Origin of the sequence: Flavobacterium nitratireducens (assembly GCF_029625335.1) — a bacterium.
In the GTDB taxonomy this organism is placed as follows: domain Bacteria; phylum Bacteroidota; class Bacteroidia; order Flavobacteriales; family Flavobacteriaceae; genus Flavobacterium; species Flavobacterium nitratireducens.
This window is the reverse complement of the sequence record NZ_CP121111.1, coordinates 774,581-788,180: the sequence shown is the minus strand read 5'-3', so window position 1 is coordinate 788,180 and position 13,600 is coordinate 774,581. Positions and strand designations below refer to the sequence as shown.

Genomic DNA, 13,600 nt, shown 5'->3' with positions numbered 1-13,600 from the left:
TTGCTGTTGCCTGCTGCCGTTCTTTTCACGCTTCATTTTTCAGTCGTGTTCTTCGGTTTCTGTGATGCGTTGGCTTGGTAGCTCTTTTGCATTTTTGTTTGGCTTTGTGCGGTTGGAAAAATGCAAATGTGCTACCAAAAGCGTTGGGTTACTCGGCTGTCTGTAATTTCCCTGCGTACGTTCCGTATGCTTTACCCGAATAATCTCCTGTTTTGAAGTAGTCGCATAAAAGTTTGATTACATTGTCTATATCTTCTTCCGTTTCAAACTGAATTTTGCCGTCTTTCAAATTTATTGGTGCTTTTTTCTTCTTGCCTAATGTTTCTAATTTCTTGATATTTTTTGAAGTTAGAGAATTTAGATTTCCGATTTTTTCCAACTTCATTAGCTTTTTGTGAATAGCAACTTTTGTTTCTATTTTGTCGGATAGAAGTTTTACATCTCCAAAACATTCGTGTTTAGAAATTGAAGTCGCAACGTCTTCCGCTCTCTTTTTGTATTCCTCTTGTAAACCAACAAGTTGTTCAAAGTAATACTTTTTCAAAACGTAAAAAGTTTCTTCGTAAAAGATGCAATCTATTTGCTTATCTAAATAAACAGTATCACTTTTTAATAGCGACAACGTATTTGTATTGGTGTCAAAATAGGTTCTTATTTGGCTGCCTAAACTTTTCTTTTCTCCGTCTTTTTCCTTTTCAACACCTACTTTTCCAGGTGATATTTTTCTAAATGTGTAGAAAGATTTATTGCTGTCAATTTCAAACTCTATACAATATGCCCAAAGTGTTTCATCTTGAAGTATGTCGTTTAAATCTGTAATTTTTTGAGGACTTTGGTTTAATTGATTGTAAACAACATCTGAAAATGAGCCGACTTTATTTTCCATTTGATAAGTAAATAAATGCTCTGTTTCATCTGCAATAACATCATAATCAAAGAAGTGTAAATCTTCGTTGTTCTGGATTTTCTGAAACTGTTTTAGTGAAAGTTCATAAAGATACTTTCTTACTTCGTCAGTAATTTCAATTTGATAAACTTTAAAATCAAACTTTTCTAAAACCCGTGAATTGGCTTTCATTCCCTCTTTGAGAATGCGAGTTACAAAGTACATCTTCAAGTTTTCCGCTTTTGCCTGACCAATTATATCAACCAATATAGATTTATCCATAATAAATATTTTTCGTAATTAAGTTAATTTTTACTTCTTGTTCACTTTCCAAATATTCTTCTTTTGTTATCAAAAGTCCTTTTTTCGTTTTACCTTTTTTATTGTATTCAATTTGGTAAAGTGTGTGAGTAATACTCAAAATTGGATTTATCACTATCATATTTGATTTGGTATAAATGAAAAAGATGATGACCAAAACAATGAAAATCGAAGAAATATCAAACAAATTGTTCGTGTCTTGAAAAATAAACGGAACGATGTAAGTAGAAATATAACTTATGGTTTCACTATTTTTATTTTCGACTTCAACTATTTTTACAAGTTCTCCATTTGGTCTTTTCTTCTCTAAATTTGTCAATAAGAATTTCAATCCAATAAAACCGAAAATGGCAAGAAGAAAAAGAAAACCACTTAATCCGAATTTTCTAAAAGCCAATAAAATACTTTCTTGGTTGAAGTACCCAAAATTCAAATACTCAATATTTTGCTTGATTTGTCGTAAAATTAACAATCCAAACAAAGGAATATATGATGTAATGAACAACACCAAAACCGCAATATTATTTAGCTTTACTTTTTTCATTTTGCCATTGCATTATACTTTGCTCTTTCTTCTTTGAAAAGTCGTAATTGCTCAACGTGTTCTTTGTACAATTTATGCAGTCCGTTTTTTGATGTTTTTTGTTCGGGAAATGTCAATGCAAATGCCTCTAAATCGTTGGTATGAATTGCAGTTTTAGGAACAACTTCTTTGATTTTTTCTAATGCACTCAAATAATATGTTTCACTGATTTCACAAGCGGTTAAACTCAAACCCGCATTGTAACAAGCAACAGCAATTGTTCCGCTTCCTAAATGTGTGTCTAAAATTTTGTCGCCTTGTTTGGCATACATTTTCAAAAGCCATTCGTAAAGTTCGACAGGTTTTTGTGTTGGGTGAATTTTGTTTCTGTTTTTTCTAACGCTGAACTCAAAAATTTTTGATGGCTTGTCAAGTGAACTCCAAGCCATTTCAGCCATTGAAAAATTATTTAATGTTTCAGGTTGTTTTTTGTCCCAAATAATAAAACCTTTATTGTATGGACTTCTTGCCCAAAGTTGCCCAAAGTAATTTCCTCCCCAAATGATTTGATTTTTTGAAACACGAAAAAGCTCATTAAAATACTCATCATCAGGCTTTACATCCCATTGACTGTATTCGTCCATATTAAATTTATGGTCTCCACCTCGTTTGGTTTTGTTCAAAATCCCATAAGGTGGGTCAACTATGGCAAGGTCAAAATAATTGTCAGGATACCTTGCCATTAAATTCATATTGTCTTCTCTTGTAATTGTAATCATAGCAAGTTTTATTTTTGGGTTGCGAACCTTGAAATCGTTAAATCTGAAATGTTTTTACTGATGTCTTTTCCAAGATTGTTGACGATGATACTGTCAAAATCTTCATAATCAATTTCTCGTATATCATTGTCAATACAGTTGTATAAATATTCCGAAAAAGTATTTGCACGAATGATTACGATTGGACTTGTGCGAATGTCTTGAAGTACAGCAGGAACATATCTTGGTGTTACAACGATTGTATAAGCACCACCAATTTTTTCTCTGTGTCCTGCTAATCTTCCTGCGTTTACGCTTGAAAGTTTGTTTTTAGTTGATTTGGCTTCAACAGTAAATTTCTTTTTTCTTGGAATGTATAAACATTCTAAATCTGTATTTCCTGCTCCGCTAATTTTGTTTGCTTCTACGTTGTAGAACATATTGAAGCCTTCTGCCAAAGCATCTTCAAAAAGATATGCTTCCGCTCCGTCATTATTGTTTGCATATTGCTCAATCAATTTTGGGAGATTAAGCAATTCAAATTTGAAATCGTCAACGGCTTCGCCTATTTCAACCAAAAGTGTTTTTGGATAGAAACTGTATATCTCTTTTATTACGTCTAATTTCAAACGTTCAGGGTCGTTGAGTAATAAAGATTTCTCTAAAAACGAATATTCGTTTTCTAATTGTTCAATTAATGATTTCAAATTTTCTGGAATTGAAACTTCGTTTCGTGTTATTTTTCGGAAAGTGTTTGTGTTGCCATGTTGTAATTTTGTAATCACAACTCCATCTTTTTTGTCTAAAACACCTGCGCTTTCAAATAAACTTGAAACGTAGTAATCCCACTCGTAAGCTGAATTCACTAATGCGTGTCGGTCTTCTTGAAATTTTTGAGCGAGTTGCTCATCTGAAAGTTTGCGTAATTCCAATAAGTCATTTACCAATTCTTCGTAAGACGTATTGTTTATTTCTTTCAGAAAAACAACCGAATATGCTACTTCAAAAGCGTAAAGTTTATTTGAAAGTTTTGGTTCTGAAAGTAATTTGTAAATCAAACGAAACGGATAAAGTTGAAACTCATTATCAGTTCCGCTGTGTGGGTGCTGATATTGAACAGCCCAAAGCATTGTAAGAAATATTTTAGCCGTTTTCTCTTTATCTTCAAGGTGTTTCAAAAACAAGTTGCCAAGCGGACTAAACAAAAATCTGTCTTGTCCGTCAACCTTGGCTTGGTAGCCAAACATATAATACGAAAGCTGATTGATTTTGTGATTTATCGCATCAAGCGGTAATTCGGGATTTCGTTCATTATACAATCCCAATTCACGTAATTTTAAATTTAATTGTGTTTTTTCATCTGTTGAAATTCCTGTTTTGGTGTAAGACTTCAAAAATTCAGCAACAACACAAAGTTTATCAAAATCCCTTGTGTGTCTGTATAAAATCCACTTTTTACTATCAATTCTTAAAGTCATATTATCGGTTTATTTGGGCAACAATATTTTTAATGAGCAAAGGCGGAATACATTCGCCAATACATTTTCTAATAAGCAATTCGGGGGTGTTGTCTGGAATATTCCAATCTTGTGGCAAAGACGACAACAACATCAATTCTAAAGGTGTCAAAACTCTTGCATCAGAATACGTTCCGTTTTTCAATTTTCTGCCCGGGTGTACATTCAGTTGCGAACTGATTGCATCGTTACGCATCGTAATTGTCGGTGCAGGTTCATCCCAATTAATTCGTCTATACGATGTGTTGTAACTTTTGATTTTTTCTCCATTTGGTTTTACAGGGAAAAATTCTTTATTGTCAAATGCTGTTTGTCCTGTTGGTGTATGTTTCATCCATTGAATGTGGTTATCAGAATGTTTTCGGGCAAAGTGCCATTTCACATTTGATTTTTGTCCTGCTTCAATGCTTGGCAAAAAACCAATTTTTTCTTCTACGGTTATTTGCTTTTCAGATTTTATTGGTTGTCCCCATTTTTTACCTTTTCGATACAATTTTATAATTGCTCTTGTTCGTCTTTGAGCTACACCAAATTCAGCTGCATCATAAACATTTGCTTCAATGTTGTATTCTTTGCCAAAAAGAAGATTTAAAATTTCAACGACTTTTAATTGTTGATTTTTGTAAGGCAAAACCAATTTGAAAAATGTCGGAACATTTTCAATCAGCACGAAGTCTGGTGATTTTAGCTTGATAAAATCAATGATTTTGAAAACAAGATAATTTCTCTCGTCATTGAGCATTTGCTCAATATTTCTGTTTTTTCCTGCAACACTCATTCCTTGGCAAGGAGGTGAAGCAATCAGAAAGTCTAATTTTTCGGGAGTATTTTTTACGAGTGTTTTAAAAACATTTTCGTCTAAAATACTTCCTGCAATCATTTTTGAATTTGGATATAAAGCCTGATACAAATCGGCTCTTTCCTGAACCAATTCATTAGCAGCAATAATGTTTATTCCTACTTCATCAAAGTAAGTTTCCGCTATGCCTGCACTTGAAAATAGTGATGCTCCTACCATAGTTAAAACTTTATTGTACCTTGTTGCGTTTTTATTGTTCTGAAATATTTTGCCTTTTCTTCGGCTGCTTTGAATATTTCTTTGGTTTCTTCTTGTGGATAAATCAGCTCTGCAATTTTCTCACTTAAATATTCGTGTTCTAATTTTTTCAAGTCAAGATTAAAAAAGGCTGAAAGTTTGGGCAATATTTCTTCGGGTACATTTCTTTTCCCATTTTCAATTTTTGAAAGTGTAGATTGGTCAATGTCCAATGCAGCCGCAAGTTTGGTCAAAGTCAAGCCGTTTTCAGACCTAAGTTTGTGAATGTATGCTCCAAATGTTTCTTTCATCTTCTTGAAATTTTTACCTTGACAATTTTGGCAAATTTAAACATTATGTTCCGATTGCCAAAGTTTTTAGTTGAAATTCCTGTCAAAAAAATATTGGGGTGGTGGGTGGGCTTGGGAGCGTTGGGGCAAAATTAAATGTGGTGCGAAAGTGTTGCCATTGTGCGGTTGGTTGCACCTCTTTTAATTTTTGCGAAGAATAGCCAAACGGCTTTGCCGAAAAAATGTTTCTTTTTTGTCGGAATGTTGATATTTAGCACTGTCGCTCTACGGTTGCAGGCAACTAGTATATATGCGAAACAAACCTTCGTATATACACCCAAAATAGGGTAGATTGGCGAAGGTTTGTTTCGCTTTTTTTTTTTTTTTTTTTTTTTTTTTCAAAAGTAATGAAAAAAGATTACAAATCATCAAAAGGACTTTTTATTTGTTGAATACTTTTCGTACTTACATGAGTGTAAATTTCGGTTGTTTTGCTACTGTTGTGTCCCAAAAGTTCTTGAATGTATCGCAAATCGGTACCGCTTTCTAGCAGGTGTGTGGCGTAACTATGACGTAGCCAATGTAGTGTAACAGGTTTCTTAATGTTAACTTTGGTCAAGGCTTGCTTTAGAATAAGTTGAAGGCTCCTAGAATCATAAGGCTGTCCTTTAGTTTGTCCTTCAAATAAATAAGTGGTTGGTTTACAAATAGTGTAATATTCTCTTAACATTTCGAGTATTTTGGGACTCAAAGGAGCAATTCTGTCTTTTTTGCCCTTTGAATTTTTGAGCAAAACTATATTTCTTTTAGAATCGATATGAACGGGTTGTAAAGCCAATAATTCGCCACTGCGCAAACCGCAACTGTAAATCATCGAAAGCATCATTTTGTGTTTGAGGTTGTTATGGGCATTCAAAATCAATTTGATTTCTTCCTTGCTCAAAACATTAGGTAAAACTTTGGCGCGTTTAGGTCGGGGAATTTTATCAACCTCAATTTTTGTATCTTGAATAGTTTTAAAATAAAGTTTAATTGCATTGACAATTTGATTCTGGTAGGAGGCAGATAGATTATTTTTCAAAATATAATCGTTATTATAGATAATCACATCTTCGTTTGTAATTGCTGCAATGGCCTTTTCTCTGTAAAACAGTAAAAAAGATTTCAAAGCTTCGCAATAGGTTACAATAGTACTTTTGCTATATCGTTTGGAACGCATCCATTGTTTGAATTTTTCTATTTGTACTTGAGCTTCTTCTGATGGAATAGTTTGAGAGAGAGGTGTAATTTTAAATCGTATTCTATTTTCTTCGGTATCGGGAATGTGCCACACTGTTTTTTGCTGACTCCATCGGGCATCTTCAATTTGTTTAATTCGAGCAATTAATTCGGTGTTTTTTTCAAAATATACGCCAATTCGTTTTTCTCCTTTGTGGACAATAGGTTTAGCTGACCATTTCATATTGTGTTGATTTTCAAATTTAAAGATAATAATTTCAATGACAATTTTAATAGTAATGACAATGGTAATTTCAATGATAAATTTTAAAAGAAGCACCGACTTGCGTGAAGGATGGAAGTGGAGCTCTCCCGATTTTTCATCGGGAAGCGGGAACGGACAGCCTGACCTCGTTGCTGCACTGAGTCTCTTTTTTTGCACAATCGTGGTGCAGCGAGGGCACGCCCAAAAATATGTAATTGTTGTGGTTCTCGACACTTCGTCTATGCTCAGTGCAGGCTAGCTCGAACTGACAAAAAGCTGAATTTAATTTAGTTAGTTCTCGACACTTCGTCTATGCTCAGTGCAGGCTAGCTCGAACTGACAAAAGTTGGATTAGTTTTTACTGAGTTCTCGACACTTCGTCTATGCTCAGTGCAGGCTAGCTCGAACTGACAAAAGCTTGTGCTTAATTAAAAGAAAAGATTTTGAAACAAGTTCAGGGATTCTGAAACAAGTTCAGGGATTCTGAAACAAGTTCAGGGATTCTGAAACAAGTTCAGAGATTCTGAAACAAGTTCAGGGATTCTGAAACAAGTTCAGGGATTCTGAAACAAGTTCAGGGATTCTGAAACAAGTTCAGGGATTCTGAAACAAGTTCAGGGATTCTGAAACAAGTTCAGGGATTCTGAAACAAGTTCAGGGATTCTGAAACAAGTTCAGGGATTCTGAAACAAGTTCAGGGATTCTGAAACAAGTTCAGAATAAAAAAATCCGACTTGTGTGGACAAATCGGATTTGGATATTAATTTTCGATGCAGCGTAAGTTTTCGATGAAGTAGGTTTCGGGATGATAGGTTTTTCCGTCCATCTCTGAAACTAAATTTTTCTTGATGATGTAATCCTCGGTGTCGGTGAGGTATTTGATACGCATCAAGGATACTTTGGAACTTTTTATGTCTTCCATGGTGCCTTTTAAAAACATAAAGGTACCTACTATGACACGGTTGTCAAAGCCTTTTTCGTCGCGCAACATGCTTCCGCAAAACTCGTTATCAATGTGAAAAAGAGTGATCACTTTTCCGTTGTCTAATTGCAAATAGAGTCTTGAATTTTTGTCAAAACAATTGGCTTTCATGAATCCTTTGCTTTTTTGGATTAATTGTACACTGAGCGTAGGTAAACCATCGGTCATAGACAAGGCGCAAAAGATGTAACTGGATGTTCCTGCAAAGTTTTTTTCGGACATTAGGTATTCTTTTGTACGCTTGTAAGTGCCTAGTGAATCGGTTACATTAATCGAATAGTCACATGGTGTTTGGGCTAGGGTACTGAGTGAAATAAGAAATAAGGCAGTTAATAGTAGTTTTTTCATTCGGTATTTATTTGTTTTAATCTTTAGTTGTTATTTTATTTTGGCGCAAATTAATACAATTTTATTAGTATTAGCATCGGTTGTAAAAAAAGAATAATGATTGCCGCCCTCTTTAATTTTCCATTTTTTGCGAATGTTTTCTACCGTTTCAGGGAAATTACGGGTGGTAATATTAAAAGTTTTTCCGCTCATGTGATTTTTCATTTCGCTTTTGGTGTAGTGAAATGCAGTCTGAATTTCAAAAACACGCCCAGGAAAATCTACTAATTCCTCCGAAGTATACAAATGAGAGTGTTTGTGTAGTTTGTGAATGGGGAAGACTGCGGCAACTTCGTCAAATCCGCCCGATTTCATAATGGCGCTATTGGGTTCGTACAAATAGCGCAAGGGCAAGCTGTAAGCAGGGGAGTCTGTAGCTTGCTGCATGACAAAGTCAAAGCGGTCTAGATTTCCCTTAGTAATGTTGGCCGTTTTTAGGGTAATAACGCCACCATAGTCGCGATGCAATTCCCATAAAAGTTCTTTTACTTCGTTTTCTAAGGCAATGATATGAATGTTTTTGACGTTTTTCAATTCGGTCAATCCTGCCGAAATATCTAATAAAGGTGCTGTTTTGATTAAAATAGCATCCGATTTTTCAAAATAGAAATCCAAATTTTCAGGCACATTAGGCAAACAGTCTTTGAGCATAAAAACCTTGCCTTTGGCATCATGACGTCGTGAAGGATCGATGTAAATCCAATCCCATTTTTGATTGAGATTCTTTAAGGTTTCGGCACTGTCGCCAGCATAACATTGAATGTTTGATACCTTAAGTTGTTTGAAATTGTGTTGTACCAATTCTGAAAGTTCAGGATTGATTTCGCAGTGCGCCACTGCTTCCATTTTTTGGGCAAAATAATAATCGTCTACTCCAAAACCACCGGTTAAATCAATCAAGCTTTTTCCAGAAACCAATTGGCTTTTGTATTGCGCAGTAGCTTCAGAAGAGGTTTGCTCCACCGAAATTTTACTTGGATAGAGGATATTGGTCGTGTTAAACCAAGTAGGCAATTTGTGTTTTGCTTTGGCTTTTGCCTCAATTTGACCTAATATCTGTTTCCAATCTACTGCTGGAAATGGATTTTTTTGCAAAGCCAATTGTGTAACCGAAGCATTAATGTGCTTGTTGATATAATCTTGAATATCGATTTGTAAAATAGAATCTTGCAATGTTAAATATTTTCGGTTAGCACAGCAACAATTTTGTTGTTTGGAAAAAACTCTTTTGCAATTACTTTTAAACTGGTGTAAATAGGAATTGCGACAACCATTCCAAAAATCCCAAAGGTAATTCCGCTTATCAGTGTTACTAAAAAGATTTCTAGGGGATGAGAATTGACACTTTTAGAAAAGATTATCGGTTGGCTTACATTGTTGTCTATTACCTGAACGATTAGAAATCCGATAACAATGTAAATGGTGTTAGGTAGCATTTCGGAACCAAAATGGCCTCCAATATTGCTAATTAAAGTTAAAATTGCTGCTAAAACAGTCGCGATTATAGGACCTATGTAGGGTATAATGTTGAGCAAAGCACATAAAAAAGCAATGATTAACGCATTTTCATTTCCAAAAATCAGCAGTACAATAAAATACAAAATAAAAACAACAAGTAACTGAATCAATAAACCGGTAAGATAACGGGCTAATAACTCGTTGATTTTCTCAATTGAATTTAGAATTTTTTCCTCGTTTTGATCTGGAAGTATCATTTTGGCTTTTTCTTTAAAAAGGCGTTGGTCCTTGAGTAAAAAGAAAGTGATAAAGAAAACGGAAGCCATTCCAACTCCAAAACTAGTAATAGTATTGATCACTGTATTTAAAAAATCGGTGAAATAGTTGAAATCAATTTTAGAGGAAAGGTTCGATTCTTTAACCATTTTTTCGACATCTATTTGATGTAAATTAAAGTAGGTTTCTATGTTAGATTCAATAATTCCTACTTGATTTTGAAGTGTGTTAGTATCTAATAAAGATAGGTTGTATGCCTGAGAAATGATTAAAGGAACAAATAATAAAACAAATCCAATTAAAATTAATACGAATACTAATAACACTGTTATTGAGGCTATTAAGTCGCTGAATTTTAATTTTTTCTTTAAGAAACGCGCAAAGGGATTAGCAATTAAACAGAGTACAAGTGAAATTGCGATGTATAAAATAACGGTTTGAATTTTGTAGATAAAAAAGAGAACAAGACTTAGCAGTACTAAACTGCCTACTGCTTTTAAAATTCCTCTAGAAATAGTTCTTGATGTTATCATTTGGGTGCGATTTAGTCCCTAAAGATAAAAAATATCAGATTAATTTAGAGGTTATTTCATATAAAGCTATACTTGCTGCTTGTACCACATTCATACTGCTGTTTTTACCGTACATAGTAATGTGTACAATTTGATTTGAAACGGCTAAAAGGGGCTCGCTAATGCCGTTTATTTCGCTCCCAATAAGCAGTGCAATTTTTTTGTTTTGAGGTAAATGTACTTCTTTGAGTGCTTTGCTGTTAGAAGCAATTTCGAGTGAGATAATCTCATAATTTTGTTCTTGAAGGTGTTGTATTAAACTCTCGTTTTCTTCAAAAACTTGGTAAGGAACGCTTAAATGAGTACTTCGACTTGTTTTGTTTATCTTTCTGGGATTCAGTGGGATATCTTTACCTGTAAATAGTATCTTTTCTACACCAAAAGCTTCTCCAATTCTAAAAAGCGAACCAATGTTTTGCTGAAAATAAATGTGGTCGCAAACTAGGGTTATTGGGAATTGAGAAGTTTCAAAAGTTGTTTCTTGGTGAGTTAATTGCACAGCTATTAATTGTTAAAAATATAATGAATAATATTAGCTCCCATTTTTAAAGCTTTTTCGCGAACTGAAATTGGGTCGTTGTGTACTTCGGTATCTTCCCAACCATCGCCTAAATCACATTCGAAAGTATAAAGTAATACTAATCGATTGTCGATAAAGATGCCAAAAGCCTGCGGACGTTTTCCTTCGTGTTCGTGAATTTTAGGTAAGCCATTAGCAAAAAGAAATGGTTTTTGAAAAAGCGCATTCGTACTAGGGATTTCTACCAAGGCTTTATCTGGAAATATTTTTTTGATTTCTTTACGAATGTATTGGTCCATACCATAATTATCATCGATATGTAAAAAGCCACCGCCTTTTAAATATTTTTGAAGATTTTGTACGTCCGAAGGACTAAAAACGACATTGCCGTGTCCTGTCATGTGGAGGAAAGGATAAGAGAAAATATCAGGATTTCCTGGTTCTACCGTTTTAGGTTTGGGATTTATAGTCGTGTTGATATTGCTATTGCAAAAACGTATCAAATTAGGTAACGCCGTTGGGTTAGCATACCAATCACCACCACCACTGTATTTTACCAAAGCAATTTCTTGGGAAAAAGAAGTGAAAGAAATACATAGTAAAACAAGATACAATTTTTTCATTTTGCTTTTTCTTTTGGTTTGTTGTTTAAGGTTTAAAGTTCAAGATTTAAAGTTTATGGTTTAAGGTTCTTCACTAACTTCTAACTTCTGACTTCTAACTTACTCCTCATTAAAAAACACCACACTATGACAAGCGACCACTGCTGCGGTTTCAGTTCTCAATCGGGTGTTGCCTAAAGATACCGGAATGTAATTGTTTTCAAGAGCCAAATTGATTTCTTTGGTCGAAAAATCGCCTTCTGGACCTATTAGTAAAGTAACGTCTTCATTGGCTTTTAAAACCGATTTGAGTGTTTTTTTGTTGGTTTCTTCACAGTGAGCGATGAGTTGTAAACCTTTGTGTTGTTTGCGGATGAATTCCTTGAAAGTTAGGGCATCATTCAACTTCGGTAAAAACAATTCGTTACATTGTTTCAAGGCAGACAAAACAATTTTGTCAAAACGCTCTTTATTGATGACTTTTCTTTCGGAGCGATCACAGATAATTGGTGTGATTTCCTGAATACCAATTTCGGTTACTTTTTCTAAAAACCATTCAAAACGGTCGTTCATTTTTGTAGGTGCAACAGCTAAATGCAAATGGAATTTTGATGCTTCTTTTTTCTCAAACACATTAATTTGAACGGTGCATTTAGTATCGGAAGCTAAAATGATTTCGCATTCAAATAAATAGCCCAATCCATTGGTTACAAATAAAATATCGCCATCTTTTTTTCGTAAAACTTTAATGATGTGTTTGCTTTCTTCTTTATCAAATGAAAAAGAAGTCGTTTGTTCGTCAATCGTTGGATTGTAAAATAATTGCATGGTTAAAATTGGATTCGCGCTTTTGAAACTACCGAAGCACTTTCAAAATGTTGGGATAAGTATTTTTGATAACCTACAATTCCTATCATTGCTGCATTGTCGGTTGTGTATTCAAATTTTGGGACAAAGGTTTTCCAACCGTATTTTTGTTCCGCTTCTTTGAGGTTTTTTCTAATTCCAGAATTAGCCGAAACACCTCCACCAATAGCAATTTGTTTGATACCAGTTTCTTTTACAGCTAATTTTAATTTATCCATTAATATTTCAATGATGGTGTGCTGGATAGAAGCACAAATATCATTGATATTCTCATCGATAAAATTAGGATTCTCGGCTTTGTTTTTTTGGATAAAATACAAAATAGCTGTTTTTAATCCTGAAAAACTAAAGTCTAATCCGGGAACTTTTGGTTTGGTAAACGAAAAAGCTTTTGGATTACCTAATTGGGCATTTTTGTCTACTAGTGGGCCACCAGGGTAGGGTAAACCAAGAATTTTAGCCGTTTTATCAAATGCTTCACCAACAGCGTCATCTGTAGTTTCGCCAATGATTGTCATATCAAAGAAATTATCAACTCTAACAATTTGGGTATGACCACCGCTGATTGTCAATGCGATAAAAGGGAATTCGGGTTTGTCGTATCCTTCTTCGTCAATAAAATGCGCCAAAATATGTGCTTGCATGTGGTTTACCGCAATTAAAGGAATATCTAAGGCAAGTGCCATCGATTTGGCAAAGGAACTTCCTACTAGCAAGGAGCCCATTAGTCCTGGGCCTTGGGTAAATGCGATAGCTGATAGTTGTTCTTTTTTAATATTAGCTTTTTTCAAAGCGGCATCTATAACGGGAACAATATTTTGTTGGTGTGCACGTGAAGCAAGTTCAGGAACTACACCTCCATATTGGTTATGAATTAGCTGATTAGCTACAACATTCGATAATACTTTATCGTTACATAAAACAGCTGCGGCAGTATCGTCACAGGAACTTTCGATAGCTAGAATATAAACCTCGGGATTTAGCATAAAAAGGCACAAATTTTGGGTTATCTTTTTAGAAACCGATTTTATTTTTTATAATTTTACGGCGCAGCCAAAATTAAAGAATTTTTATTAAAGGTTTCGCTCTTTCCTCGAGCAAAATAATATTTAATCAATAATA

The 13,600-nt window shown here is 34.4% G+C and carries 14 protein-coding genes; all 14 read right to left on the bottom strand.

All coding sequences use genetic code 11. From position 1 onward, the window contains the following. Positions 1 to 148: 148 nt before the first annotated feature. The 14 genes from P5P90_RS03660 to tsaD all read right to left on the bottom strand — a co-directional run bounded on the left by P5P90_RS03660 (position 149) and on the right by tsaD (position 13,464). The gene (locus P5P90_RS03660; protein ID WP_278035859.1) at positions 149 to 1,168 is read right to left on the bottom strand and encodes a Kiwa anti-phage protein KwaB-like domain-containing protein; all 1,020 of its coding nucleotides are present in this window, start codon (positions 1,166 to 1,168) and stop codon (positions 149 to 151) included. Then, entirely contained in the window at positions 1,161 to 1,751 is a 591-nt protein-coding gene (locus P5P90_RS03655; protein WP_278035858.1) for a hypothetical protein, read from the bottom strand. The genes P5P90_RS03660 and P5P90_RS03655 overlap by 8 nt, the downstream gene beginning before the upstream one ends. Then, the gene (locus P5P90_RS03650) at positions 1,748 to 2,509 is read right to left on the bottom strand and encodes a DNA methyltransferase (RefSeq protein WP_278035857.1); all 762 of its coding nucleotides are present in this window, start codon (positions 2,507 to 2,509) and stop codon (positions 1,748 to 1,750) included. The genes P5P90_RS03655 and P5P90_RS03650 overlap by 4 nt, the downstream gene beginning before the upstream one ends. 8 nt (positions 2,510 to 2,517) lie before the next feature. Next, a complete protein-coding gene (locus P5P90_RS03645; RefSeq protein ID WP_278035856.1) occupies positions 2,518 to 3,966 on the bottom strand; it encodes a restriction endonuclease in 1,449 nt (482 codons plus the stop codon). 1 nt (position 3,967) lies between these two features. Next, positions 3,968 to 5,023, bottom strand: coding sequence for a DNA (cytosine-5-)-methyltransferase (gene dcm, locus P5P90_RS03640; protein WP_278035855.1), 1,056 nt, complete (start codon positions 5,021 to 5,023; stop codon positions 3,968 to 3,970). Between the two features lie 2 nt (positions 5,024 to 5,025). Continuing rightward, positions 5,026 to 5,352 (bottom strand): helix-turn-helix domain-containing protein, encoded by a 327-nt coding sequence (locus P5P90_RS03635; protein WP_278035854.1) that lies wholly within the window; start codon positions 5,350 to 5,352, stop codon positions 5,026 to 5,028. A gap of 397 nt (positions 5,353 to 5,749) precedes the next feature. Continuing rightward, complete coding sequence (locus P5P90_RS03630) at positions 5,750 to 6,793, bottom strand: tyrosine-type recombinase/integrase (RefSeq protein ID WP_278035853.1); 1,044 nt, start codon at positions 6,791 to 6,793, stop codon at positions 5,750 to 5,752. Between the two features lie 781 nt (positions 6,794 to 7,574). After that, positions 7,575 to 8,144 carry a hypothetical protein gene (locus P5P90_RS03625; RefSeq protein WP_278035852.1) on the bottom strand — a complete coding sequence of 190 codons (570 nt, stop codon included), beginning with the start codon at positions 8,142 to 8,144 and terminating at the stop codon, positions 7,575 to 7,577. Positions 8,145 to 8,174: 30 nt separating this feature from the next. After that, a complete protein-coding gene (locus P5P90_RS03620) occupies positions 8,175 to 9,356 on the bottom strand; it encodes a class I SAM-dependent methyltransferase (protein WP_278035851.1) in 1,182 nt (393 codons plus the stop codon). Positions 9,357 to 9,358: 2 nt separating this feature from the next. Then, a complete protein-coding gene (locus P5P90_RS03615) occupies positions 9,359 to 10,450 on the bottom strand; it encodes an AI-2E family transporter (protein WP_278035850.1) in 1,092 nt (363 codons plus the stop codon). 34 nt (positions 10,451 to 10,484) lie between these two features. Then, positions 10,485 to 10,988 (bottom strand): TrmH family RNA methyltransferase, encoded by a 504-nt coding sequence (locus tag P5P90_RS03610; RefSeq protein ID WP_278035849.1) that lies wholly within the window; start codon positions 10,986 to 10,988, stop codon positions 10,485 to 10,487. A gap of 5 nt (positions 10,989 to 10,993) precedes the next feature. Further along, positions 10,994 to 11,632: a DUF4159 domain-containing protein gene (locus P5P90_RS03605; protein WP_278035848.1), complete on the bottom strand. Its 639-nt coding sequence runs from the start codon at positions 11,630 to 11,632 to the stop codon at positions 10,994 to 10,996. A gap of 99 nt (positions 11,633 to 11,731) precedes the next feature. Further along, positions 11,732 to 12,439, bottom strand: coding sequence for a 16S rRNA (uracil(1498)-N(3))-methyltransferase (locus P5P90_RS03600; protein ID WP_278035847.1), 708 nt, complete (start codon positions 12,437 to 12,439; stop codon positions 11,732 to 11,734). 2 nt (positions 12,440 to 12,441) lie between these two features. Further along, positions 12,442 to 13,464: a tRNA (adenosine(37)-N6)-threonylcarbamoyltransferase complex transferase subunit TsaD gene (tsaD, locus tag P5P90_RS03595; RefSeq protein WP_278035846.1), complete on the bottom strand. Its 1,023-nt coding sequence runs from the start codon at positions 13,462 to 13,464 to the stop codon at positions 12,442 to 12,444. Positions 13,465 to 13,600: the final 136 nt, after the last annotated feature.

What these genes read in the sequence shown, in the direction of transcription:
- P5P90_RS03660 (WP_278035859.1), bottom strand. Translation starts at nt 1,168, where the DNA reads ATGGATAAATCTATATTGGTTGATATAATTGGTCAGGCAAAAGCGGAA.
- P5P90_RS03655 (WP_278035858.1), bottom strand. Translation starts at nt 1,751, where the DNA reads ATGAAAAAAGTAAAGCTAAATAATATTGCGGTTTTGGTGTTGTTCATT.
- P5P90_RS03650 (WP_278035857.1), bottom strand. Translation starts at nt 2,509, where the DNA reads ATGATTACAATTACAAGAGAAGACAATATGAATTTAATGGCAAGGTAT.
- P5P90_RS03645 (WP_278035856.1), bottom strand. Translation starts at nt 3,966, where the DNA reads ATGACTTTAAGAATTGATAGTAAAAAGTGGATTTTATACAGACACACA.
- dcm (WP_278035855.1), bottom strand. Translation starts at nt 5,023, where the DNA reads ATGGTAGGAGCATCACTATTTTCAAGTGCAGGCATAGCGGAAACTTAC.
- P5P90_RS03635 (WP_278035854.1), bottom strand. Translation starts at nt 5,352, where the DNA reads ATGAAAGAAACATTTGGAGCATACATTCACAAACTTAGGTCTGAAAAC.
- P5P90_RS03630 (WP_278035853.1), bottom strand. Translation starts at nt 6,793, where the DNA reads ATGAAATGGTCAGCTAAACCTATTGTCCACAAAGGAGAAAAACGAATT.
- P5P90_RS03625 (WP_278035852.1), bottom strand. Translation starts at nt 8,144, where the DNA reads ATGAAAAAACTACTATTAACTGCCTTATTTCTTATTTCACTCAGTACC.
- P5P90_RS03615 (WP_278035850.1), bottom strand. Translation starts at nt 10,450, where the DNA reads ATGATAACATCAAGAACTATTTCTAGAGGAATTTTAAAAGCAGTAGGC.
- P5P90_RS03605 (WP_278035848.1), bottom strand. Translation starts at nt 11,632, where the DNA reads ATGAAAAAATTGTATCTTGTTTTACTATGTATTTCTTTCACTTCTTTT.
- P5P90_RS03600 (WP_278035847.1), bottom strand. Translation starts at nt 12,439, where the DNA reads ATGCAATTATTTTACAATCCAACGATTGACGAACAAACGACTTCTTTT.
- tsaD (WP_278035846.1), bottom strand. Translation starts at nt 13,464, where the DNA reads ATGCTAAATCCCGAGGTTTATATTCTAGCTATCGAAAGTTCCTGTGAC.